Source organism: Pelomonas margarita, assembly GCF_043555875.1.
In the GTDB taxonomy this organism is placed as follows: domain Bacteria; phylum Pseudomonadota; class Gammaproteobacteria; order Burkholderiales; family Burkholderiaceae_C; genus Pelomonas; species Pelomonas margarita.
This window is the reverse complement of the sequence record NZ_JBIGHW010000012.1, coordinates 126,459-148,745: the sequence shown is the minus strand read 5'-3', so window position 1 is coordinate 148,745 and position 22,287 is coordinate 126,459. Positions and strand designations below refer to the sequence as shown.

Below are 22,287 nucleotides of genomic sequence, written 5' to 3'. Positions count from 1 at the left end.
ACGAGGCTGTCGAGATGACCGCTTTCGAGGACTTCGTGCAGGAACAAGTCCTCGCCGGACGCAGCGTGCTGGGGCTGTACCCGCCCACCGACGCCGACGTCGCCGACCTGTTCGCCGCTTGGCGAGCCAGCAAGGGCCGCTGATGCTGGTGAACTCCGCCAGCGGTCAGGCCCAGCTCAAGCATGGCAACCGCATGGCCATCATTCGCCAGCTGCGGGTGCAACCCGGCCAGTCGCGCGTGGAGCTGACAGCCGCCCTGGGCCTGACCAAGTCCACCGTCAGCGCGCTGGTGCGCGAGCTCCTGGACGAGGGCTGGCTGCTGGAGCGCGAGGTGCTCGTCACCGGCGACATCGGGCGCCGCCCCACACCGCTGTTCATCGACCCCACACGGCTGCTGCTGCTGGGCACGCAGGTCGGCATCGGCCATGTGCGCGTGGTGCTGACCTCGCTGACCGGCGAGGTGCTGGCCGCGCAGAACGCTCAGTACGACACCGGCCAGGACGTCGACGCCTGCATCCAGGTGGTGACACGCACACTGCTGGCCACCACCCGCCTGTGCCAGGCGACGCAGCGCATCATCGGCATCGGCGTCGGCCTGCCCGGCGGCGTGGACCAGGCGCGCGACCAGCTCGTCTTCGCCCCGCATGTGAACTGGCATCACGTGCCCTTCGGGGCGCTGCTGCGGCAGGCGCTGCTCGGCACGCCGCTGGCCGGCGCGCCGGTCTTCCTGCAGAACGACGCCGACGTGGCCGCGCTCGGCGAGACCGAGTTCAACCCAACGCCGCAGGCCGACCCGCTGCTGCTGGTGCTGGTGGGCGAAGGCGTGGGTGCCGGCCTCGTCGTCGGCGGGCGCCTGCTGACTGGCGTGCGCGGCCTGGCCGGCGAGGTGGGCCACATGGTGCTGCAGGTGGACGGACCGCGCTGCTCCTGCGGCCGGCGCGGCTGCGCGGAGGCGCTGATCGGCAGCCGCGCGCTGCTACAGCCCGGCACGCCGCCCGAACCAGCGGCCGTGGCCCAGGCCGGCCAGTACCTCGGCGTGCTGCTGCAGAACCTCTCGGCCGCCTACGACCCAGGCTGCATCGTGCTCGGCGGACCGGCCATGGCGCTGGGTGAGGCCCTGCTGACACCGGTGCGCGACACGCTGGCCGAGTACGCGCAGGCCGCCGGCCTGCCCGAGCCCACGCTGCGCGTGGCCCGCTTCGGCGCGGACGCCATCGCCGCCGGCGCCGCCGCGCTGGCCGGCTACCGGCTCACGCAACCGACGCTGGCCTAGGCGGCTGCGCCGCCGGGCGTTGCTCCACCGCGCTGGCGGGTCCGGCGGCAGATGCACCCGGCTCGCGGGTGGCGCCCCCGGGCGGCAGTGCGAGCGGTCGACCAAGATCGACAGCGGAAAATACTGGATATAAATACAGTATTGTGGTCTTATCCAGGCTCCGATTTCGTCCCCTGTCGTCGCTGTTTTCGCTCGCCCGGCCATGCTGCCCGCCCCCACCCTCACCGCCGCCACCCCGCTCTCGCCAGCCCATCCCCGGCTGACGCGACCGCCGGGCCAGCCCCTGCTGGAAGCGCACCTGGCAGCCCGGCTGTGGCGCGGCAGCAGCCTGGGCACCACCGCCACGCCCACGCTGTCCAGCGGCTTTGCCGCGCTGGACGCCGAACTGCCCGGCAGCGGCTGGCCGCTGCGCGCCGTCACCGAATTGCTGACGCCGCAATTCGGCGTGCTGGAGTGGCGTCTGCTGGCGCCGGCGCTGCAGCGCTGGTGGAACACCCAGGCGCTGCCCGCCACCACAGGCCGCCGCCGGCACACGGCGGCCCCGGCGCTGCGCTCGCTGCTGCTCATCAACCCGCCACACGCGCCGCACCTGCCCGGCCTGCAGGCGCTGGGGCTGCCGCCGTCGGCGCTGATCTGGGTGGATGCCACCGCGCCGGCTGAAGCGCTGTGGGCCGCGGAGCAGGCCATCAAGTCGCGCGTGGCCGTGCTGGCCTGGCTGCCCGAGGCGCGGCCGGAGCAGATCCGGCGGCTGCAGATCAGCGCGCTGAGCTCCGACGCGCCCGCCTTCCTCGTGCGGCCGGAGCGTGCGGGCCAGCAGTCCTCGGCCGCACCGCTGCGCCTCGTCGTGCAACCAGGCGACGGCTGGGCGCTGGACGTGCACCTGCTCAAGCGCCGCGGGCCGGCGCACGAGGGCTGGCTGACGCTGCCCGCCGTGCCCGGCGCGGTGGAGCCGCTGCTGACGGCCGCCCGGCGCAAGCCTCAGCCAGCACCGGCACCTGCACCTTCGCCTGCCTCCGCGCCGGCGTCTCCGCCGCTGGAGCGCGCCGATGCGCTGGCTCGCGCTGTGCTGCACGCCTGATGCAACGGACACCGACGCCCTCGCCTGGCTAGCGCTGAGCTTCACGCCCCGCGTTGCCCAGCTGGAGGAGGCGGTGGTGGCCGAGGTGTCGGCCAGCCTGCGGCTGTTCCGCGGCGCCCGTGCGCTGCGGTTGCGGCTGCAGGCCGACGCCGCGCAGGCCGGCCTGGCGCTGGGCGCGATGGCCTGGGCGCCCACCGCGCTGGCAGCGTTGGCATTGGCACGCAGCCCCGGCGCCCCCCGCCAGGGCCGGCTCGCCGACCGGCTGGACGCCCTGCCGCTGGCCGCCCTCACGGCCGCGCACGCCCACCACGCGATGCTGACCCGGCTGGGCTGCACGCAGCTGGGCCAGCTGCGCCGGCTGCCGCGCCCGGCGCTGGCCAGGCGCTTCGGCCCCGCGTTACTGGTGGCGCTGGACCAGGCCTACGGCGACCTGCCCGAAGCACATGACTGGCTGGCGCTGCCCGACCGCTTCGCCGCGAGGCTGGAGCTGCCCTGGCGCGTGGAGCACGCGCCCGTGCTGCTGAGCTTTGCCGAGACGCTGCTGCGCCAGCTCTGCACCTTCCTGGCCGCTCACCATGCCGGCGTGCGCACGCTGCGACTGGCCTGGCAGCACGACGCGATGCGCGCCCGGGACGTGGCCGGCAGCGGCGAGCTGACCGTGGCCACCGCCGACACCACGCGCGACCTGGCGCGGCTGACCCGGCTGCTGGGCGAGCACCTGGCCCGCACGACGCTGGCCGCACCGGCCGGCGAGATCACGCTCAGCGCCGACACGCTGCTACCGCTGCAGGAAGGCAGCCACAGCCTGCTGCCCGGCCCGTCCGACCCGGCCGAGCGCGCGACGACGCACGCGCTGCTGGAGCGGCTGTCGGTGCGTCTGGGTGCCGGCCGTGTCTGCGAAGGCCGGCTGCACGAAGACCACCGGCTGGACCGCATGCAGCGCTGGCAGCCCTGGCCCGCGCCCGCGTCGCCGCCCGTGCGCCCGCCGCCCGGGCCGCAGCCCACCTGGCTGGTGGAGCCGCCGCTGCCGCTGCGCTGCGATGCGCGGGAGCAGCCCGTCTACGCCGGTGCGCTGGCACGCATCAGCGGGCCGCACCGCATCGAGGCCGGCTGGTGGGAAGGCCCGGGCCAGCTGCAGACGCGCGACTACTACGTCTACCGCAGCGCGGCGCGCGGGCTGCTGTGGGTCTATCACGAGCGGCTGTCGGCCACCGAGTCCGACGCGTCGGGCTGGTTCCTGCACGGGGTGTTTGCATGAGTCCGCCGCAGTCCGACCGCGACGAGCACTTGTACGAGCTGCGCCGGCTCGGCTTTGCGTCGGACGCCGACATGCGCCGCGTGGCCGACGCGCAGGCGTTCGACGCCTCGGCCGCGCCGCGCCCACCCGCCCGGCCCGGCGAGCCGCCTCCTCGCGAGCTGCCGCGCTACGCCGAGCTGCACTGCCTGACGGCGTTCAGCTTCCTGCGCGGCGCGTCCGAGCCGGCCGAGCTGGTGGAGCGCGCCGTCACGCAAGGCTACGAGGCGCTGGCCATCACCGACGAATGCTCGCTGGCCGGCGTCGTGCGCGCGCACAAGCAGCTGCGCGAAATGCGCGAGGCGGCGCACCACGCACTGAAAGAGACCGCCAACGAGGCCGGCGAACCGGTCGACACCATCGAGCAGCCGCAGCTCATGAAGCTGCTGATCGGCAGCGAGTTCCTCGTCCGCGACGACACCGGCACGCCGCGCTTCAAGCTCGTGCTGATCGCGCAGAACCTCAACGGCTACGGCAACCTCAGCCAGTTCATCACGCGGCTGCGGCGCGCCAGCCCGGTCAAGGGCGAGTACACGCTCTACTTTCGCCAGCTCGCGCCCGAGAAGCTGGCCGACTGCCTGGCCCTGCTCGTGCTGCCGCGCGAGGCCAGCGACGCCGAACTGATGACGCCGGCGCACTGGGTGCTGCGCCACTTTGCCGGCCGCGCGTGGCTGGCCGTGGAGCTGCTGCGCGAGGCCAGCGACGCCCTGTGGCTGCAGCGGCTGCAGGCGCTGTCCGACGCCACCGCGCTGCCGCTCGTCGCCGCCGGCGACGTGCACTTCCACGTGCGCTCGCGCAAGGCGCTGCAGGACGTGATGACCGCCACGCGGCTGGGCCGCACGGTGGCCGACTGCGGGTTCGACCTGCAGCCCAACGCCGAGCGGCATCTGCGCAGCCGCACCCGGCTGGCGCAGCTGTGCCCGTCGGCGCTGATGGCCGAGACGCTGCACGTCGCGGCGCGGTGCACGTTCAGCCTCAACCAGATCCGCTACCAGTACCCGAGCGAGGTGGTGCCTGCCGGCGTGACGCCGCGCCAGCACTTGCGCCACCTCACCGACGAGGGCGCCCGCAAACGCTGGCCTCAAGGCACGCCCGACAAATGGCGAGCCCGCATCGAGCATGAGCTGGCACTGATCGAAGACCTCGGCTACGAACACTACTTCCTGACCGTCGCCGACGTCGTCGCCTTCGCGCGCGGCATCGGGATCCTCTGCCAGGGGCGCGGCTCGGCCGCCAACAGCATCGTCTGCTACTGCCTGCACGTCACGTCGGTGGACCCGGATCGCTCGACGCTGCTGTTCGAGCGCTTCATCAGCCGCGAACGCAACGAGCCGCCGGACATCGACGTCGACTTCGAGCACGAGCGCCGCGAAGAGGTCATTCAGCACCTCTACGACAAGTACGGCCGCGACCGCGCCGCGCTGACCGCCGTCGTCATCTGCTACCGCCCCAAGAGCGCGATCCGCGACGTCGGCAAGGCACTGGGCTTCAGCGAAGCGCAGCTGGAGATCATGAGCAAGGACCACAGCGGCTGGCCCGGCCAGGTGCTGCCGGAGGACCACCGCGTCGCGCTGCTTCAGCAACTGGGGCTGCTGGGACTACATGAGGACGACCCGCGCCTGCAGCAGCTCATCACGCTGGCGCGCCAGCTCAACGGCCTGCCGCGCCACCTGAGCCAGCACGTCGGCGGCTTCGTGCTGACGGCAGGCGTGCTGGAGCGCCTCGTGCCCATCGAGAACGCGTCGATGAAGGACCGCAGCGTCATCGAGTGGGACAAGGACGACATCGACGAGCTGAAGCTGATGAAGGTCGACGTGCTGGCGCTGGGCATGCTCACTGCCATCAAGAAATGCTTCGACCTCGTCAACCCGCTGCGCGGCACGGCCATCGACCTGACCATCCCCGACAACGACACGGCCACCTACGACATGATCTGCAAGGCCGACACCGTCGGCGTGTTCCAGATCGAGAGCCGCGCGCAGATGTCCATGCTGCCGCGGCTGCAGCCGCGCACCTACTACGACCTGGTCGTCGAAGTCGCCATCGTGCGGCCCGGGCCTATCGAAGGCGGCATGGTGCATCCCTACCTGAAGAACCGGGCGCTGCCGGAGGACCAGGTGGAGTACCCCAGCGAAGCGCTGAAGGAAGCCCTCTGGCGCACTCGCGGCGTGCCCATCTTCCAGGAGCAGGTCATGCAGGTCGCCATGATCGCGGCGGGCTTCTCCGCCGGCGAGGCCGACGAACTGCGCCGCGCGATGGCTGCCTGGAAGCGCCCGGGTGTGCTGGAAAAGTACTACGACAAGGTCGTCGACGGCATGCGCGCGCGGGGCTACACCGACGACTTTGCCAAGCGCATCTTCGACCAGATCAAGGGCTTCTCCAGCTACGGCTTTCCCGAAAGCCATGCTGCCAGCTTCGCGCTGCTGACCTATGTCAGCTCCTGGCTCAAATGCCACGAGCCCGCGGCCTTCCTGTGCGCGCTGCTGAACTCCCAGCCGCTGGGCTTCTACACGCCCAGCCAGCTGGTGCAGGACGCACGCCGGCACCAGGTCGAGGTGCGGCCCATCGACGTGAACCACAGCCGTCACGACAGCACGCTGGAACTGCGCGACGGCGAGCACCAGCCCGCGGTGCGCCTGGGCCTGCGCCTCGTCAGCGGCCTGGGCAAGGAGGCGGCCCTGCGCATCGCAGCGGCTCATGTGCAAAGCCCCTTCATCCACCCACAAGACCTGGCTCACCGCGCCCACCTCACGCAGGCCGACATGCAGCACCTTGCCGCCGCCGACGCGCTCACCAGCCTGGCCGGCCACCGCCGCCAGCAGGTCTGGCAGGCCTCGGCGCTGCACTCGATGCCGGCGTTATTGCAAGGCAGCCTGCTGCCCGAGGACGAGCTCGCGCTGCCCGAGGCCGCCGAGGGCGAGGAGGTGCTGTGGGACTACGCCGCCACCGGCCTCACACTGCGCCGCCACCCGCTGGCGCTGCTGCGGCCGCGCCTGTCCAGGCAGGGCCTGCTGTCGGCGAAACAGCTCGACGCCATCAAGAGCGGCCGCCGCGCCAAGGCCTGCGGCATCGTCACCGGCCGCCAGAAACCGCAGACCGCCAAGGGCACGCTGTTCGTCACGCTGGAAGACGAGACCGGCAACGTGCAGGTCATCGTGTGGCCCCAGGTCTACGAGGAACACCGCAGCACCATCCTCGGCGCGCGGCTGCTGGCGGTGGAAGGCGTCTGGCAGCGTGGGGATGGCGACGTACGGCACCTGCTGGCGCAGGGGTTCAGGAACCTCAATCCGTGGCTGGGGAGGTTGCCGACGGAGAGCCGGGATTTCCGCTAACACAGGGAAAGCACTGACAAAAACTCCGGGGCTGGCTCTTCTGGTGAGCTACCACCCGCCTAAGCTGGCGACACAAAACCAACCAAGGTTCAGGGATGGAAATCGGTATCGGCACCCCGGGCTGCAAGCCTCCTTTCGTCGCTCATCACCGCGTCAATGACGACGCGTGGCAATCTTTGCCAGCGCACCTCACAGGCGTCGGCGCCATTGCAGCAATCTTGGCTGGCAAATTGGGCCTGCAGGACATGGGAGAGCTGCTGGGACTGCTGCACGACTTGGGCAAGTACAGCCAAGCCTTCCAGGTCTATCTGAAGTCAGCCATCGGCGCGCTGAACCAGGATGAAGACGAAGACTGGGTCGATGCCAAAAGCCTGAAAGGCAAGGTCGATCATTCAACGGCTGGCGCCCAGTTTGCATGGCATGCACTACGCCAGGGCTCACGACAGGAGCAGATCGCCGGCCAAATCCTCGCGCTGTGCATTGCATCCCACCACTCCGGTCTGATCGACTGCATAGGCGCCAAGCCAGATAGTTTTGGTGAAGACATCTTCAATCGCCGCATGCAGAAGGCTCATGCCAGCACCCATCTGGACGAAGTCCTGGAGGTGGCCGATACGAAGCTACTGGAGCGCTGTCAAACGCTCCTGGACGAACGGAAATTTGTCTCTCGGGTCAACGAGCTATGGACCGGAATTGTCAGCAGCAACAGCCACCAGCAAAGCGGAAGCCGTCAGGTCGCTCAGCAGCAGTTCGGCTTGCTGGTGCGCTTCATCTTCAGCTGCCTGATCGATGCAGACCGCATCGACACAGCCAACTTCGAGCATCCGAAGGTCGAGCGCTTTCGACCTCAAGGTCGCTATGCCGACTGGCTGACCCTGACCCGGCGCCTCGACGGCTATCTGGCAGCGCTGCCCCCCACCCGCGCCATCGACCACCTGCGGCAAGACATTTCCGCGCAATGCTTGCAAGCTGCGAATCGCCCCGCCGGCATCTACACGCTGACCGTGCCGACAGGCGGTGGCAAGACCCTGGCCAGCCTGCGCTTTGCACTTCACCATGCCCAGCAGCGCGACCTGGACCGCATCGTCTACGTCATCCCCTTCACGTCGATCATTGATCAGAACGCGGAGGTGGTTCGCAAAGTCCTGGAACCTGAGGATGCGCCCCAAGACCGGGGCCGCATCGTGCTGGAGCATCACGGCAGCCTGACGCCCGAGCAGCAGACCTGGCGCGAGAAGGTCTTGTCCGAGAACTGGGACGCGCCCGTGGTCTACACCACGATGGTTCAGTTTCTCGAAGCACTGTTCGGCGCGGGCACTCGCGGCGCCCGCCGCATGCACCAGCTCGCCCGCTCGGTACTGATCTTCGACGAGATCCAGACCGTGCCCATCCGGTGCGTTCACCTGTTCAACAACGCCATCAACTTCCTGGCTTCACACTGCAACGCCACGGTTGTCCTGTGCACGGCAACGCAACCCCTGCTGGACAGGGTGGACGCCACGAAGGGAGCCGTCCGTCTGCACGAGACGCCCGAGCTGATGCGGGATGTCAACCAGTTGTTCGAAGACCTCAAACGCGTTGACGTTCAAGACCGGCGAAAACCTGGTGGCTGGACCGATCAAGAAATCGCCGCTCTTGCCATCAACGAGATGGAGCGCAGTGGTAGCTGCCTGGTCGTCGTCAATACCAAGGCGTCGGCACGCCGCGTGTTCGAACTGTGCGCAGCAGACACGGCAGTTGGCATCACGGCCCACCTCAGCACCGACATGTGCCCGGCGCACCGCAAGCAGGAGCTTGGAAATCTGCGCGAACGCCTGGCTGCCAATCTGCCCACGCTCTGCGTGAGCACCCAGCTCATCGAGGCCGGTGTGGATGTGGACTTCGGCACCGTGATCCGCTTCCTGGCTGGCTTGGACTCCATCGCCCAAGCGGCCGGCCGATGCAACCGCAACGGGCGCCCCGAGCCCGGCATCGTTCATCTCGTCAACCCGCAGACGGAGAACCTGGACAAGCTGCCCGACATCCTCATCGGACGGGAGAAAACCTTGCGCGTGCTCGACGAGTTCAAGCACGACCCAACCCGGTTCAGCAACAACCTGATCGGCCCCCAGGCCTTGAGCTCCTACTACCGTTACTACTTCTTCGAGCGGGCAAAGGACATGGCCTACACGGTGCCCGCGGGCGAGATTGCCCAGACCGACACCATGCTCAATCTTCTGGCCGGCAATACTGGCGCCGTCGGCGAGTACCAGAAGAACCATGAAGCGGCACCGCCTATCTGCTTCCGGCAAGCCTTCATGACTGCCGCCAAGGCCTTCAAGGCCATCGACTCCCCCACACAGGCCGTCATCGTCCCCTTCGGCGAGGCCGGAAAGAAGTTGGTGAGCGACCTGCACGCCGCCTTCGACGTCGAGCTGGACATCGACTTGCTGCGAACCGCTCAACAGTACAGCGTCAACGTCTTTCCACATGTGCTGCGCAAGCTGCAGGACGCCCAGGCGTTGCACGAAGTCAAGCCGGACACCCGCATCCTCTGCCTTGATGGCCGCTACTACAGCGACCTTTTCGGCCTCGCGACAGAACCCGTTTCCCCGCTGGAGTTCATGAATGTCTAAACCCCGCAACAGCATCGAGTTCATGGTCCGAGGGCGCCACGCCCTGTTCACTGACCCGCTCACAAAGGTGGGTGGCGAGAAGTGCTCGTATCACGTCCCGACCTACGAAGCCCTGAAGGGTGTGGCCAAGTCCATCTACTGGAAGCCGACGCTGATCTGGGTGATCGACGAGGTGCGGGTGATGAAGCGCATTCGCACGCAGACCAAGGGTATGAAGCCGATCAACATGAGCGGGGTTTATCCAAGCGAGCGGGACGAAACGAAAAAGAAGCAAACACCCTGGAACGACCTTGCCACCTACACCTTCCTGGCCAACGTGGAGTACCAAGTGCGGGCGCATTTCGAGTGGAACGAGCACCGCCCTGAACTGCGAGAAGACCGCATCGAAGCCAAACACAGCGCGATTGCCCGCCGCATGGTTGAGCGAGGCGGTCGGCAAGACATCTTTTTGGGCACCCGCGACTGCCAGGGTTACGTGGAAGCGTGCGAGTTCGGATCTGGCAAGGGAGAACTTGACGACGCCGGAGAACTGGCTTTCGGCCTGATGTTCCACGGTTTTGACTACCCCGACGAAACCGGCGATGGCAAGCTGCACGCCCGCTTCTGGCGGCCGACCATGGTCAATGGCGTCATTCGCTTCCCTCGCCCCCAGGACTGCACTGAGCGTAAGTTTGTGCGGGCCATGACGGTCAAGCCCTTCCAGTTGCATCAAGACCTGCGACACGTTGACAAGGAGGCTGCGGCCATGGGGGTGAATGAATGAGCTGGATTGAAAAGCTTTATCTGACCTACGAAGCTTGCTCACCTTCTTCAAGCGCGCTGGCCGAGAGGCCATGGCCTCCGTCCCACATCAAGAAGCGGGCTCATGTTGAGGTGACGTTGGATCAGATCGGAAACTTCCTTCGTGCCAGGAATTTGGAACGAAGTGAATCTCTGACGTTGATTCCGGCGACAGAAAAGTCAGCTGGGCGCACTGCCGGTGACGCGCCACATCCGCTATGCGAAGAACTCGGCTATTGCGCAGCTGACTTGCCAGGTGCTGATCCGTTGAGGTTCTCTCAGTACACAGATTTTCTAGGTGAATGGGTCTCATCGACGCCATCCAGCATCAAGCTGAAGGCCATACACGCCTACGTCAAGCAGGGGCGGCTTTGGAACGACCTGTCGAAGAACCTGCACTTGCCAGCATTCACTGAGAACGGCAAAGGACAGAGAACAAAAGTACCCGACGAGAAGGTCTTTGTTCGCTGGAGCGTGGAGATTCCGGGAATCGAGTCGTCAGGAACTTGGGATGACGAGAGCCTGATCGACGCCTGGCAACGCTTCGATGCCTCGCAAAACATGCGCACTGGGTTCTGCATGGTCACCGGAAGGCCCCAGCGACTCAGCCAAAACCATCCCCGATTCATTCGCCATTCAAGCGACGGCGGGAAATTGATCTCCACCAATGATTTCAACGGCTACACATTTCGAGGACGGTTCACAGACACCGATTCCAGCTACGAGAAGCAGGTCTGCAGCGTTGGATTTGACGTAACCCAAAAAGCGCATAGCGCGCTACGTTGGCTGATCGAAAGACAGGGGCATCGCAATGGCGATCAGGTCTTTGTCGCTTGGGAGCCTGCAGGAAAGCCCATACCCGACCCGTTTCTATCAACCTTTGAGTCATTCAGCGGCGAGGCTGTTGACTGGACTTTTGACGGTGGCGACGGCAATACCGGCCAAGCTTTCGCACTACGCCTAAAAAGAGCAATCGCCGGCTACTGCGCCAAGCTCAATCCTAGAGATGAAGTCATCGTCATCGGGTTGGACTCGGCCACTTCGGGCCGCACGGCGATCACGTTCTACCGGGAGCTGAAGGGGTCAGAGTTCCTCGCACGCATTGAAGCCTGGCACCAACATTTCGCTTGGCGTCAGGACTACGCCGACGACTGCAAGTTCACCGGAGCGCCAGCGCCACGAGACATCGCAGAGGCAGCGCACGGGCGCTGGCAAACGGACAAGAAGCGCATGGTCGTGGATGAGAAGCTGCGCAACGCGACTGTCGAGCGCCTGCTGCCATGCATCGTTGACGGACGGCCGCTGCCGGCAGATCTGCTGCGGTCGACGGTGCGCCGTGCATCAAACCGTGCCGGGATAGATAGCCAAGCGTGGGAGAAGTGCCTGGGCATCGCCTGCGCACTGTTCAAGGGTTCATTCACCGAAGGGAGTTATCACATGGCATTGGAGCAAGAGCGAACCAGTCGCGACTACCTGTTTGGTCGCCTGCTGGCCATCGCGGAAGACATCGAGAGCTACGCGCTCTACGCCGCCGGCGAGAAGAGCCGAGACACGACCGCAGCCCGGCTGATGCAGCGCTTCGCCGACAGGCCCGCGTCGACCTGGCGAACCATCGAGCCCGCACTGCGCCCCTACATCGCCCGGCTGCGTGCGACGCGCCCTGGGCCACTGCACAAGAAAGAGACCTTGCTCGACGAAGTCACCTGCCTGTTCAAGCCAGAGGAATTTCTGAAGGACACGCCGCTCAGCGGCGAGTTCCTGCTCGGCTACCACTGCCAGCGCCAAGCCTTGCGCCCGCCTTCCGACCCAGCCTCGGATGCCGCCGCTGAAACCACCACCAACTGAGCCACCAGGGAGATTCAAATGAGCACTCTGCAACACAAGATCGACTTCGCCGTTGTCCTGCGCGTCAAGAACGCCAATCCGAACGGCGACCCGCTCAACGGCAACCGTCCGCGCACAGACTACGGTGGCCTCGGTGAGATCACCGACGTTTGCCTTAAACGCAAGCTGCGCGACCGCTTGCAGGAGGCGGGGAAAACCATCTTCGTGCAGTCCGACGACCGTAAGCTGGATGGCGAAACCAGCCTGCGCAATCGCGCCGAGTCAGCGACGAACGGGATTGGCAAAGACGCCTTCAAGAAGACCGCCAACAAGGACGCCACCGCCAAGTTGGCCTGCGCCAAGTGGTTTGACGTCCGTGCGTTCGGTCAGGTGTTCGCCTTCGCGAGCGGTGCCGATGCCGGCGGCGTGTCCATCCCGATTCGTGGCCCCGTGACCATCCAGTCCGCCTTCAGCAAAGAGGCCGTCTCCATCACCAGCACGCAAATCACCAAGAGCGTCAGCGGCGAGGGCGACGGCACCAAGCGTGGCGCCGACACCATGGGCATGAAGCACCGCGTTGACAGCGGGGTCTACGTCACCTACGGCAGCATCAACCCGCAGCTGGCCGAGCGCACCGGCTTCAACGATTACGACGCAACAGCGATCAAGGCTGTCCTGCCACGACTGTTCGAGAACGACGCCTCTTCAGCCCGCCCCGATGGCAGCATGGAAGTGCTGACCGTCGTCTGGTGGCAGCACAACTGCAAATCGGGGCAGTACTCGTCGGCCAAGGTTCACGGCTCGCTGAATGTCGCGGCTGACGGCACCATCAGCTTCACCGATCTCGACGGATTGGCACCAGAAGTCATCAACGGCTTCTGACAGCTACCGCCGCCCCACCCAATACCCCGCCCTGCGCCGCTGATGATGCAAAGCCAGCACCACGATGCGCTCGCCATCGGCTTCGATGCGGTAGACCACGGAGTACGGAAACCGGGGCAGCGGCAGCTTGCGGGCGCCGGACGCGTCGGCGGAGCCGATCTCGGGGTGCGTTCTCAGCAGCGTTGCCGCGCGATCAAACTGCAGCAGCAGGCGATCCGAAATCCTTCTGCCGAAACGCTCGCGGCACCAGGTCAAGGCCTCATCCAACTCCTGGCCTGCCGCTGGGTGGACGGTCAGCGACCGCATCGCGCCTTGCGCCCCAGCCCTCAGCCTTGGTGCTTGGCTCGCAGTTCGGTCATCACTTCGTCCCAGGGGCGGCAGTGCACAGCGCCGCTGTCGACCTCCTGCATGCGGCGCTTGATCTCGGCCTCCCAGGCAGGGTCCGGTGAATCACTGCCTTCCACACTGGCCCAGAGGCGTTCCGCCAGCTCGGCGCGCTCATCGGGGTTGAGCCGCAAGGCCTCAGCTTCGATGCGCTGCAGCGCAGCAACTTTGAGCGGTTGGACAGCGGTGGACATGGTGGCGGCCTCCTGGCTTGGTGCCCGATTTTATGGCGCGGCCCTAACCATGGATTGAGCGACATGACTGATGAAGAAGACCTCGCCGCCATCCCCCTCTCCGCCCTGCAGCACTGGGCCTACTGCCCGCGCCAGTGCGGGCTGATCCACATCGAGCAGGCCTTCGACGACAACCTGCACACGCTGCGCGGCAACGCGCTGCATGCGCGGGTAGACCAGCCCGGCCTGCAGACCGAGCGCGGCAGGCGCGTCGAGCGGGCGCTGCCACTGTGGCACGACGGGCTCGGGCTGATCGGCAAGGCCGATGCGGTGGAGTTCCTGCCCGACGGCAGCCCCTATCCCGTGGAATACAAACAGGGCTCGCGCCACAAGTCCGCCGGCATCGCCGCCTGCGACGACCTCCAGCTCGCCGCCCAGGCACTGTGCCTGGAAGCCATGACAGGCCGCACCGTGCCCGAGGGCGCCCTTTTCTACGCCAGCAGCAAGCGCCGGCGCGTGGTGCCCATCACTGAGGCACTGCGTGCACAAGTGGCCAGCACCCGCACCGCTGTAGCCGATCAGATCGCATCAGGTCAGCTGCCGCCGCCGCTGACGGGAGACCTCGCCGCCCAGCGCTGCAAATCTTGCTCGCTGCTGGATCGCTGCCAGCCCGAGGCCACGCAGTCCCAGGCGCTGGCCAAGGCACGTCAACAGCTCTTCGAGCCCGACGCCGACATCTGAGGGCTCATGAGTCTTTCACCCATGCTCGCCTTGCACGCCAAAGCACCTTTCGGCCACGGCCGAGAAACTCACAAGCTCTGAGGCCGGACATGCACCTGCTGAACACCCTGTACCTGACGACGCCCGAGACCTATCTGCGCCTGGAGAACCAGACACTGGCCATCGAGCAGAACCAGGAACTGAAGCTGCGCGTGCCGCTGCACCACCTGAACGCGGTGGTGTGCTTCGGCCACATCCAGCTCTCCACGCCGCTGATGCACACGCTGGCCCAGCAGGGCATCGCCCTGGTGCTGCTGGACGCGAACGGCCGCTTTCAGGCGAGGTTGGAAGGCCCCATGGCCGGCAACGTGCTGCTGCGACAGGCCCAGCATCGGGCTAGTTGCGACCGCGATCTGACGCTCGCCCTGGCACGCAGCTTCGTGGCGGGCAAGATCCGCAATGCCCGCAGCCTGCTGCAGCGCGGTGCCCGCGAGGCTCGCAACGACGCTGACGCCGATGCGCTCACGCGCCGGGCACAGAACCTGGCCGCCAGCCTGCGTGCCCTGCCCGGCTGCGGCACGCTGGATGAACTGCGAGGCATTGAGGGCGAAGCCGCGCGCGAGCACTTCGCGGGCCTGAGCCTGCTAGTGCGCCCGGACGCCCGAGAACACTTCAGCATGCAGGGCGGCCGCAGCCGCCGCCCACCTCGCGACCGGCTCAACGCCCTGCTGTCCTTTCTCTACAGCCTGTGGATGAACGACTGCCGCAGCGCCTTGGAGGCCGTCGGGCTGGATCCGCAAGTCGGCTTCCTGCATGCGCTGCGCCCGGGCCGGGCTGCGTTGGCGCTGGACTTGGTGGAGGAGTTCCGCCCACAGGCCGAACGGCTTGCGCTGACGCTCATCAACCGGCAGCAAATGCAGGCAGATGACTTCGCCGCGCGGGAGGGCGGCGCCATCAGCCTGCAACCTGATGCGCGCAAGGCCGTACTGGTGGCGTATCAGGAGCGCAAGCAAGACCCGCTGCAGCACCCTCTGCTCGCGCAGCCCGTGGCACTGGGACTGGTGCCACTGATTCAGGCTCGGCTGCTGGCTCGCGCCGTACGCGGCGAAGCCGACGCAGACGGCCAAGCCGCCGGCTATGTACCCTTCTTGATCAAGTGAGATTCGCGTGCTTGTGCTCGTCTGCTACGACGTCAACACCGAGACCAAGGAGGGCCGGCGCCGACTGCGACGCGTTGCCAAACTGTGCGAATCCACGGGACAACGCGTGCAGAAATCCGTCTTCGAGTGCCAGGTCGATCTGGCACAGATGGAAATGCTGGAGCGCAAGCTGCTGGCCGAGATCAATGACCTGCAGGACTGCCTTCGCATCTACCGAATTCCCGAGACCCGTGGTGCAGAGGTCAGGGAGTACGGGCAGTTCAAGGCCGCTGATTTCGATGGCCCGCTGATTCTGTGACCCCCGCTCGCCGCAGCGATCCCCCCTTGTCGCCGCGAACCTAGAGTGCTGCTGCGGCACGCTTAGGGTTCGCGCGATTCGCAAGCCACTGTCATCGTTAATTTTTGGCTACAGAAGATGAATCCACCACGCTCAACCAAGCCCATGCACCGGCGGGTTCGCGCAAGCACCGACAATTCGCGTGCGCCATCAAGCACCTGCGACGGTGGAGCACCGCCCGCCATCACTGGCGGGCGCGGATTGAAACCATGCGGTAGGCGAGCGGGTCGGCGACCTCGTACTGCACCGCCCGCCATCACTGGCGGGCGCGGATTGAAACATCGTGAACACGTCGGCCCGCTGGCGCAGCGCCGGCACCGCCCGCCATCACTGGCGGGCGCGGATTGAAACTACGCCACCACCGCGCAGCGCCTGGGCGTCACGCGCACCGCCCGCCATCACTGGCGGGCGCGGATTGAAACCAGTTGTACGCCAGCTCGTGCACCCGCATGCCTTGCACCGCCCGCCATCACTGGCGGGCGCGGATTGAAACGACGTTGGGCACGTTGCCGAACAGCACGTCGCGCGCACCGCCCGCCATCACTGGCGGGCGCGGATTGAAACTGCTCAAGTCGAGCGAGTCAACGATACGCGCCGCCGCACCGCCCGCCATCACTGGCGGGCGCGGATTGAAACATCAGCGCCGCCGCCCAGCAGTCCGCGCGCCCCACGCACCGCCCGCCATCACTGGCGGGCGCGGATTGAAACTGGCTGCGCGGGTCCACCAAGTACACGCTGTACGGCACCGCCCGCCATCACTGGCGGGCGCGGATTGAAACCGCGCTTGGGTGCTGTCGGTCTACCGCTCACTGGCACCGCCCGCCATCACTGGCGGGCGCGGATTGAAACTCCATCTCGGCGTAGTGCTTGCGCGCCTTGATGGGGCACCGCCCGCCATCACTGGCGGGCGCGGATTGAAACTTCTCCAGCAGATTGGGCGCGTCAGCCAGCACAGCACCGCCCGCCATCACTGGCGGGCGCGGATTGAAACAAGCGTGCAAAAACTTGCGCGCTCACAGGACGGCGCACCGCCCGCCATCACTGGCGGGCGCGGATTGAAACTCACCAACGAGGTTGAACGAGGTGTTGTTGGGCTGCACCGCCCGCCATCACTGGCGGGCGCGGATTGAAACCGCGTTCTCCGGCCTGGATGCGAAGCGGCCAACAGCACCGCCCGCCATCACTGGCGGGCGCGGATTGAAACCAGCGATCTGGCGAGCCGTTCGCCAATCAGTCGCGCACCGCCCGCCATCACTGGCGGGCGCGGATTGAAACCTGTGCAGGGCCTGGGGCGAGTCTGACTTCCCGGCACCGCCCGCCATCACTGGCGGGCGCGGATTGAAACGACGCCTTCGACAAGTGGCAAGACCACCGCAACGAGCACCGCCCGCCATCACTGGCGGGCGCGGATTGAAACTTGGACAGCTTAAGGGCGGCACCTGCGATGGCTTGCACCGCCCGCCATCACTGGCGGGCGCGGATTGAAACCCGGCCGCCGAGCTGGTGCCCGACTGGGCCGGCGGCACCGCCCGCCATCACTGGCGGGCGCGGATTGAAACGTTGTCGTGCTGTTCGCCAGTGAGTTCTTCCCCAGCACCGCCCGCCATCACTGGCGGGCGCGGATTGAAACAGGGGCCGGCGTGGGCGCGGGTGCCGGCGCTTGGGCACCGCCCGCCATCACTGGCGGGCGCGGATTGAAACGCGGCGACGGTGAGCACCTGCGCCTTACGCAGCATGCACCGCCCGCCATCACTGGCGGGCGCGGATTGAAACTGGCCGGACATGGCGCAGCCGCAGTAGCCGCAGGCACCGCCCGCCATCACTGGCGGGCGCGGATTGAAACAGGTCTTTGAGCTGGCCTTCGTCGAGCTTGCCCGGCACCGCCCGCCATCACTGGCGGGCGCGGATTGAAACCCAAGGCGGGGCGACCGCCGAGCACCAGCACGAGCGCACCGCCCGCCATCACTGGCGGGCGCGGATTGAAACTTCAAGTGAACTCGTCGGACTTCGTCAACAGCCTGCACCGCCCGCCATCACTGGCGGGCGCGGATTGAAACCGCGCAAGCCGCCACTCGGTCAGCGAGACTCTGGCACCGCCCGCCATCACTGGCGGGCGCGGATTGAAACTCTCTCCTTGAGTCAAGAGGCCCGGCCGTTTGCATGCACCGCCCGCCATCACTGGCGGGCGCGGATTGAAACAGCACGTTACTGCTGTGCATTGCTTCTCTCCCGGCACCGCCCGCCATCACTGGCGGGCGCGGATTGAAACCCGAGCCGCTTCACCAGCACGCCGGACAGCACGCGCACCGCCCGCCATCACTGGCGGGCGCGGATTGAAACCAGTTGACGGACGAACAGGAGCGTGAGCTCGCACGCACCGCCCGCCATCACTGGCGGGCGCGGATTGAAACACCGTCAGCGCCGACTTCCTGCTCGCCCTGGGCTTGCACCGCCCGCCATCACTGGCGGGCGCGGATTGAAACCAACTGCAGGCCACTCACGGCACCTACTCACCATGCACCGCCCGCCATCACTGGCGGGCGCGGATTGAAACCATGGTGTCGTGAAGCCAGCAGACGGCCATGAACGCACCGCCCGCCATCACTGGCGGGCGCGGATTGAAACCACTCGCGGTCTGCGCGGATGACCCAGCTGGCATGGCACCGCCCGCCATCACTGGCGGGCGCGGATTGAAACTTCTTCGCGTTCCTGCGCGAGCTCTTCGATCGGGCACCGCCCGCCATCACTGGCGGGCGCGGATTGAAACTTCAGCGTCTGAACGTTGTAGCCACGGTCCTTGGCACCGCCCGCCATCACTGGCGGGCGCGGATTGAAACAGGCCGGCTCTGCGCCATCTCGGCCAGCACTTCCGCACCGCCCGCCATCACTGGCGGGCGCGGATTGAAACTGCCCGGTCAGGGCCGGGTAGTCGATCACCATGGGCACCGCCCGCCATCACTGGCGGGCGCGGATTGAAACTTGCGGGTGTCGAGGGCGACGCGCGAAGACCAGAGCACCGCCCGCCATCACTGGCGGGCGCGGATTGAAACTGGTCGCTGATGCTGATCGTGGTCGCTGCGCCAGGCACCGCCCGCCATCACTGGCGGGCGCGGATTGAAACCAGTTGAGTGGTCGCTTCTTCTTCGGGGGCTTGTCGCACCGCCCGCCATCACTGGCGGGCGCGGATTGAAACCTCGGGCGTGTACTGCAGGCTGTCGTAGTAGTCCGCACCGCCCGCCATCACTGGCGGGCGCGGATTGAAACTTCGTCATCACAGTGCTCCTTGCGGCGCGAGGCCGGCACCGCCCGCCATCACTGGCGGGCGCGGATTGAAACGCTGACAAGCGGGCGTGCGATCCACACATCGTCTGCACCGCCCGCCATCACTGGCGGGCGCGGATTGAAACCGGCATCAATCAACTGGCCGACGCCGCCGGCCGCATGCACCGCCCGCCATCACTGGCGGGCGCGGATTGAAACCACGCGATCCAGTCCGATGCGAGCGACCAATCCGGCACCGCCCGCCATCACTGGCGGGCGCGGATTGAAACTGGAGCATCCTTAGCGACCTGTCCCGCCAGTGCAGCACCGCCCGCCATCACTGGCGGGCGCGGATTGAAACCAATTGTTGTCGTCCTCGGGGAACCATGCGAACGGCACCGCCCGCCATCACTGGCGGGCGCGGATTGAAACGCTCATGCGAAGGCCTCCTCAGGAACATCGCGGCCGCACCGCCCGCCATCACTGGCGGGCGCGGATTGAAACGGTCGCCAGCTTGATCCGGTGCGCCCTGCCCTGCGCACCGCCCGCCATCACTGGCGGGCGCGGATTGAAACATGAGGTCGCCGCAATAGTCCATCAGCGCCGCCTGCACCGCCCGCCATCACTGGCGGGCGCGGATTGAAACCGCTACTTGAAGCCTGAGGAACACATGGCCCGAGCACCGCCCGCCATCACTGGCGGGCGCGGATTGAAACGAGCTCAAATGCTTCGCCGGCCGCCGTGATGCGCGCACCGCCCGCCATCACTGGCGGGCGCGGATTGAAACGCGGCCATGCACAAATGCGCGCCGCACTGGCCCAGCACCGCCCGCCATCACTGGCGGGCGCGGATTGAAACCTCAGACCGTCCAGGCGCTTCCTTCTCTGGGGGCGCACCGCCCGCCATCACTGGCGGGCGCGGATTGAAACGCTGTAGCGTCGAGGCCCTGTGCGCAAGCCAAGGGCACCGCCCGCCATCACTGGCGGGCGCGGATTGAAACCGTACGTACGGCACCGTACGTCGGCGACGACACGCACCGCCCGCCATCACTGGCGGGCGCGGATTGAAACATTCGTCAGGTGGTGAATGACGGCCGCGCCTCGGGCACCGCCCGCCATCACTGGCGGGCGCGGATTGAAACCCACTGAGTCAAAACGCCCAATACCGCCGGCGCTTCATCGCGGTCAAGATACGCAGCTTCGAGAAACAGCCGGGAATGCTGCCGTGGATTGGGTTCTTATCGCCTTCGCTCTGTTCAAGGGTCTGGTGTTCGTTGCGGGCATGCATTTCGCCATCAAGTGGCATTACGACCAGGAGTGGAAGGGGACGGACCGACGCACGCTGGTCCGCATGGGCAGCAAGTTCGTCGCCATCTTTGTGCTGTTGCTCCTGCTGGTGCTGCTCTTCACGTTCGGGCTCGCCCGGATGCTCGGCATGGACTTGAGCCTGCCCTGAGCCACGGGCAGATCGCCGCCAACCGCACAGCCAACAACACGCGGACACACCCGGCCTGATACGCCCCCAGAGCCGCCCACCATATGCTTGCCCGCCTGTAAATTCGCAGGCATTGCTCACGCCTGCCTCACGATCTCATGCCCAAGAACACTCACAAACCTTTCGTCATCGGTGTCGCCGGGGGCAGCGGCAGCGGCAAGTCGACGGTGACGCGCCAGGTGTTGGCCGCCATCGGGCCGGAGAACGTGGCGGTGGTGATGCAGGACGACTACTACCGCGACCAGTCTCACATGCCACCGGAAGACCGACGCAAGCAGAACTACGACCACCCGGATGCGTTTGACTGGCCGTTGATGGCGCAGCACCTGGCCGCGCTGCGCAAGGGCGAGACGATCGAGATGCCGGTGTATGACTTCGCGGCCGACAACCGCTCCAGCCAGACCATCACCGTCAAGCCCGCGCCCGTGATCGTGGTCGAGGGTCTGTTTGCGCTGTACGACGCCAAGCTGCGCAACATGATGTCGCTGAAGATCTACGTGGACACGGCCTCGGACGTGCGCTTCATCCGCCGGCTGCAGCGCGACATCTCGGAGCGCGGCCGCAGCACCGAGTCGGTGGTGCAGCAGTACCTGGACACCGTGCGTCCCATGCACAAGCAGTTCATCGAGCCGACCAAGCGCAATGCCGACGTCATCCTGCCGCACGGCGCCAACGGCCCGGCGGTGGACATCATCACGACGAAGGTGCGCAGCTTGCTGGGCGATCGCGCAGCAAGCTGAGCACCACGACGGACGGCCTCACCCCTGGGCCGCGTGCGGCTGCTCGCCGGGAGCACCCGCAGGTGCTGGCACGGCGTGGATGCAGTGCCAGGCGAAGTAGGACACCTTCGCGCGCGGCCGGCAGTAGCGCTGCCGCTTGAACGTCAGGCGCACACGCCCGGCCCAGGCCGCCTCGATGTCGACGGACATGAGGTCATCCAGGCTGCAGGCAGGGTCGGGCAAGGTGCGCGCAGCCTGCGCCACGAACTGACTCGGCACGCGCGCCAGGATGCCGTTGTCGGCAACGCCCGACAGCTGAGGGGAGAGGTGTTGAGGAACTTGCATGAGCCCATGGTGCAGGCCGCCTGGCTCACGGCGTGAGCCCGCGACGAGCAGGTGTCGGGAGCCGCTGGCCTGGCGGGCGACGCTGCCCGCGTCGTTCACAGCCCGAGTTCGGTCAGTCCGGGATGGTCGTCCGGGCGGCGACCCAGCGGCCAATGGAACTTGCGGTCCTCGGCCTTGATCGGCCGGTCATTGATGCTCGCGTGGCGATGCGTCATCAGGCCCTGGTCGTCGAACTCCCAGTTCTCATTGCCATGGCTGCGGAACCAGTTGCCGGCGTCGTCGTGCCATTCGTAGACGAAGCGCACAGCGATGCGATGGCCCTCGAAGGCCCACAGCTCCTTGATCAGGCGGTAGTCCAGTTCGCGCGCCCACTTGCGCTCCAGCAGCGCCTGCGCCTCGGCGCGCCCGTGTGGGAACTCCGCCCGGTTGCGCCAGACGGTGTCCTGGCTGTAGGCCAGCACGATGCGTGCGGGGTCGCGGCTGTTCCAGCCGTCTTCGGCCAGGCGGATCTTCTGGATCGCGGTTTCTCGGCTGAAAGGGGGCAGCGGGGGGCGGGTGTCCATGGAGGAGGCTTTCAGGAGGAGGTCATGAAGGGCCGCAGACCGGCGGCACGTAG

The 22,287-nt window shown here is 66.9% G+C and carries 17 protein-coding genes, 1 pseudogene and 1 CRISPR repeat array; of the genes and pseudogenes, 14 read left to right on the top strand and 4 right to left on the bottom strand.

The genetic code is table 11. The features are described 5' to 3' along the window. The 9 genes and pseudogenes from ACG0Z3_RS19115 to cas7c form a co-directional block, all read left to right on the top strand. Window positions 1-143 (top strand): annotated as a pseudogene (locus tag ACG0Z3_RS19115) (ribonuclease activity regulator RraA); the annotation flags it as partial. Further along, a complete protein-coding gene (locus ACG0Z3_RS19110) occupies window positions 143-1,273 on the top strand; it encodes an ROK family transcriptional regulator (RefSeq protein ID WP_394400411.1) in 1,131 nt (376 codons plus the stop codon). The pseudogene ACG0Z3_RS19115 and the gene ACG0Z3_RS19110, both read left to right, overlap by 1 nt. 202 nt (window positions 1,274-1,475) lie before the next feature. Then, the gene (imuA, locus tag ACG0Z3_RS19105) at window positions 1,476-2,351 is read left to right on the top strand and encodes a translesion DNA synthesis-associated protein ImuA (RefSeq protein ID WP_394400409.1); all 876 of its coding nucleotides are present in this window, start codon (window positions 1,476-1,478) and stop codon (window positions 2,349-2,351) included. Continuing rightward, window positions 2,320-3,609 carry a DNA polymerase Y family protein gene (locus ACG0Z3_RS19100; RefSeq protein WP_394400407.1) on the top strand — a complete coding sequence of 430 codons (1,290 nt, stop codon included), beginning with the start codon at window positions 2,320-2,322 and terminating at the stop codon, window positions 3,607-3,609. The genes imuA and ACG0Z3_RS19100 overlap by 32 nt, the downstream gene beginning before the upstream one ends. Further along, entirely contained in the window at window positions 3,606-6,977 is a 3,372-nt protein-coding gene (locus ACG0Z3_RS19095) for an error-prone DNA polymerase (protein WP_394400405.1), read from the top strand. Before ACG0Z3_RS19100 ends, ACG0Z3_RS19095 begins: the two co-directional genes overlap by 4 nt. 95 nt (window positions 6,978-7,072) lie before the next feature. Beyond that, the gene (locus ACG0Z3_RS19090; RefSeq protein ID WP_394400403.1) at window positions 7,073-9,592 is read left to right on the top strand and encodes a CRISPR-associated endonuclease Cas3''; all 2,520 of its coding nucleotides are present in this window, start codon (window positions 7,073-7,075) and stop codon (window positions 9,590-9,592) included. Then, on the top strand, window positions 9,585-10,355 hold the full coding sequence (cas5c, locus tag ACG0Z3_RS19085) for a type I-C CRISPR-associated protein Cas5c (protein WP_394400401.1): 771 nt from the start codon (window positions 9,585-9,587) through the stop codon (window positions 10,353-10,355). Before ACG0Z3_RS19090 ends, cas5c begins: the two co-directional genes overlap by 8 nt. Beyond that, entirely contained in the window at window positions 10,352-12,217 is a 1,866-nt protein-coding gene (cas8c, locus tag ACG0Z3_RS19080; RefSeq protein WP_394400399.1) for a type I-C CRISPR-associated protein Cas8c/Csd1, read from the top strand. The genes cas5c and cas8c overlap by 4 nt, the downstream gene beginning before the upstream one ends. Window positions 12,218-12,235: 18 nt before the next feature. Further along, window positions 12,236-13,078, top strand: coding sequence for a type I-C CRISPR-associated protein Cas7/Csd2 (cas7c, locus tag ACG0Z3_RS19075; protein ID WP_394400397.1), 843 nt, complete (start codon window positions 12,236-12,238; stop codon window positions 13,076-13,078). Between the two features lie 3 nt (window positions 13,079-13,081). On the opposite strand, the gene ACG0Z3_RS19070 is transcribed toward cas7c, so the two are convergent. Both ACG0Z3_RS19070 and ACG0Z3_RS19065 read right to left on the bottom strand, forming a co-directional pair. After that, the gene (locus tag ACG0Z3_RS19070; protein ID WP_394400395.1) at window positions 13,082-13,384 is read right to left on the bottom strand and encodes a type II toxin-antitoxin system RelE/ParE family toxin; all 303 of its coding nucleotides are present in this window, start codon (window positions 13,382-13,384) and stop codon (window positions 13,082-13,084) included. 20 nt (window positions 13,385-13,404) lie between these two features. Further along, window positions 13,405-13,656 carry an addiction module protein gene (locus ACG0Z3_RS19065; protein ID WP_394400393.1) on the bottom strand — a complete coding sequence of 84 codons (252 nt, stop codon included), beginning with the start codon at window positions 13,654-13,656 and terminating at the stop codon, window positions 13,405-13,407. A gap of 63 nt (window positions 13,657-13,719) precedes the next feature. Between ACG0Z3_RS19065 and cas4 the strand changes: the two genes are divergently transcribed. From cas4 to udk, 5 genes are all read left to right on the top strand, one after another. Beyond that, the gene (gene cas4, locus ACG0Z3_RS19060; RefSeq protein ID WP_394400390.1) at window positions 13,720-14,376 is read left to right on the top strand and encodes a CRISPR-associated protein Cas4; all 657 of its coding nucleotides are present in this window, start codon (window positions 13,720-13,722) and stop codon (window positions 14,374-14,376) included. An 89-nt stretch (window positions 14,377-14,465) separates the two neighbouring features. Further along, the gene (gene cas1c / locus ACG0Z3_RS19055) at window positions 14,466-15,515 is read left to right on the top strand and encodes a type I-C CRISPR-associated endonuclease Cas1c (protein ID WP_394400388.1); all 1,050 of its coding nucleotides are present in this window, start codon (window positions 14,466-14,468) and stop codon (window positions 15,513-15,515) included. 7 nt (window positions 15,516-15,522) lie between these two features. Further along, on the top strand, window positions 15,523-15,813 hold the full coding sequence (gene cas2, locus ACG0Z3_RS19050; protein WP_394400386.1) for a CRISPR-associated endonuclease Cas2: 291 nt from the start codon (window positions 15,523-15,525) through the stop codon (window positions 15,811-15,813). A gap of 210 nt (window positions 15,814-16,023) precedes the next feature. Next, window positions 16,024-20,254: a CRISPR direct-repeat array (repeat unit 37 nt; unit sequence GCACCGCCCGCCATCACTGGCGGGCGCGGATTGAAAC). Between the two features lie 83 nt (window positions 20,255-20,337). Then, entirely contained in the window at window positions 20,338-20,568 is a 231-nt protein-coding gene (locus ACG0Z3_RS19045; protein ID WP_394400417.1) for a hypothetical protein, read from the top strand. 137 nt (window positions 20,569-20,705) lie between these two features. Further along, window positions 20,706-21,347, top strand: coding sequence for a uridine kinase (gene udk, locus ACG0Z3_RS19040; RefSeq protein WP_394400384.1), 642 nt, complete (start codon window positions 20,706-20,708; stop codon window positions 21,345-21,347). Window positions 21,348-21,365: 18 nt separating this feature from the next. Here udk and ACG0Z3_RS19035 read toward each other — a convergent pair whose 3' ends face one another. Continuing rightward, window positions 21,366-21,671: a hypothetical protein gene (locus ACG0Z3_RS19035; protein WP_394400382.1), complete on the bottom strand. Its 306-nt coding sequence runs from the start codon at window positions 21,669-21,671 to the stop codon at window positions 21,366-21,368. 95 nt (window positions 21,672-21,766) lie between these two features. After that, window positions 21,767-22,234 carry a nuclear transport factor 2 family protein gene (locus ACG0Z3_RS19030; RefSeq protein WP_394400380.1) on the bottom strand — a complete coding sequence of 156 codons (468 nt, stop codon included), beginning with the start codon at window positions 22,232-22,234 and terminating at the stop codon, window positions 21,767-21,769. Between the last annotated feature and the right edge of the window lie 53 nt (window positions 22,235-22,287).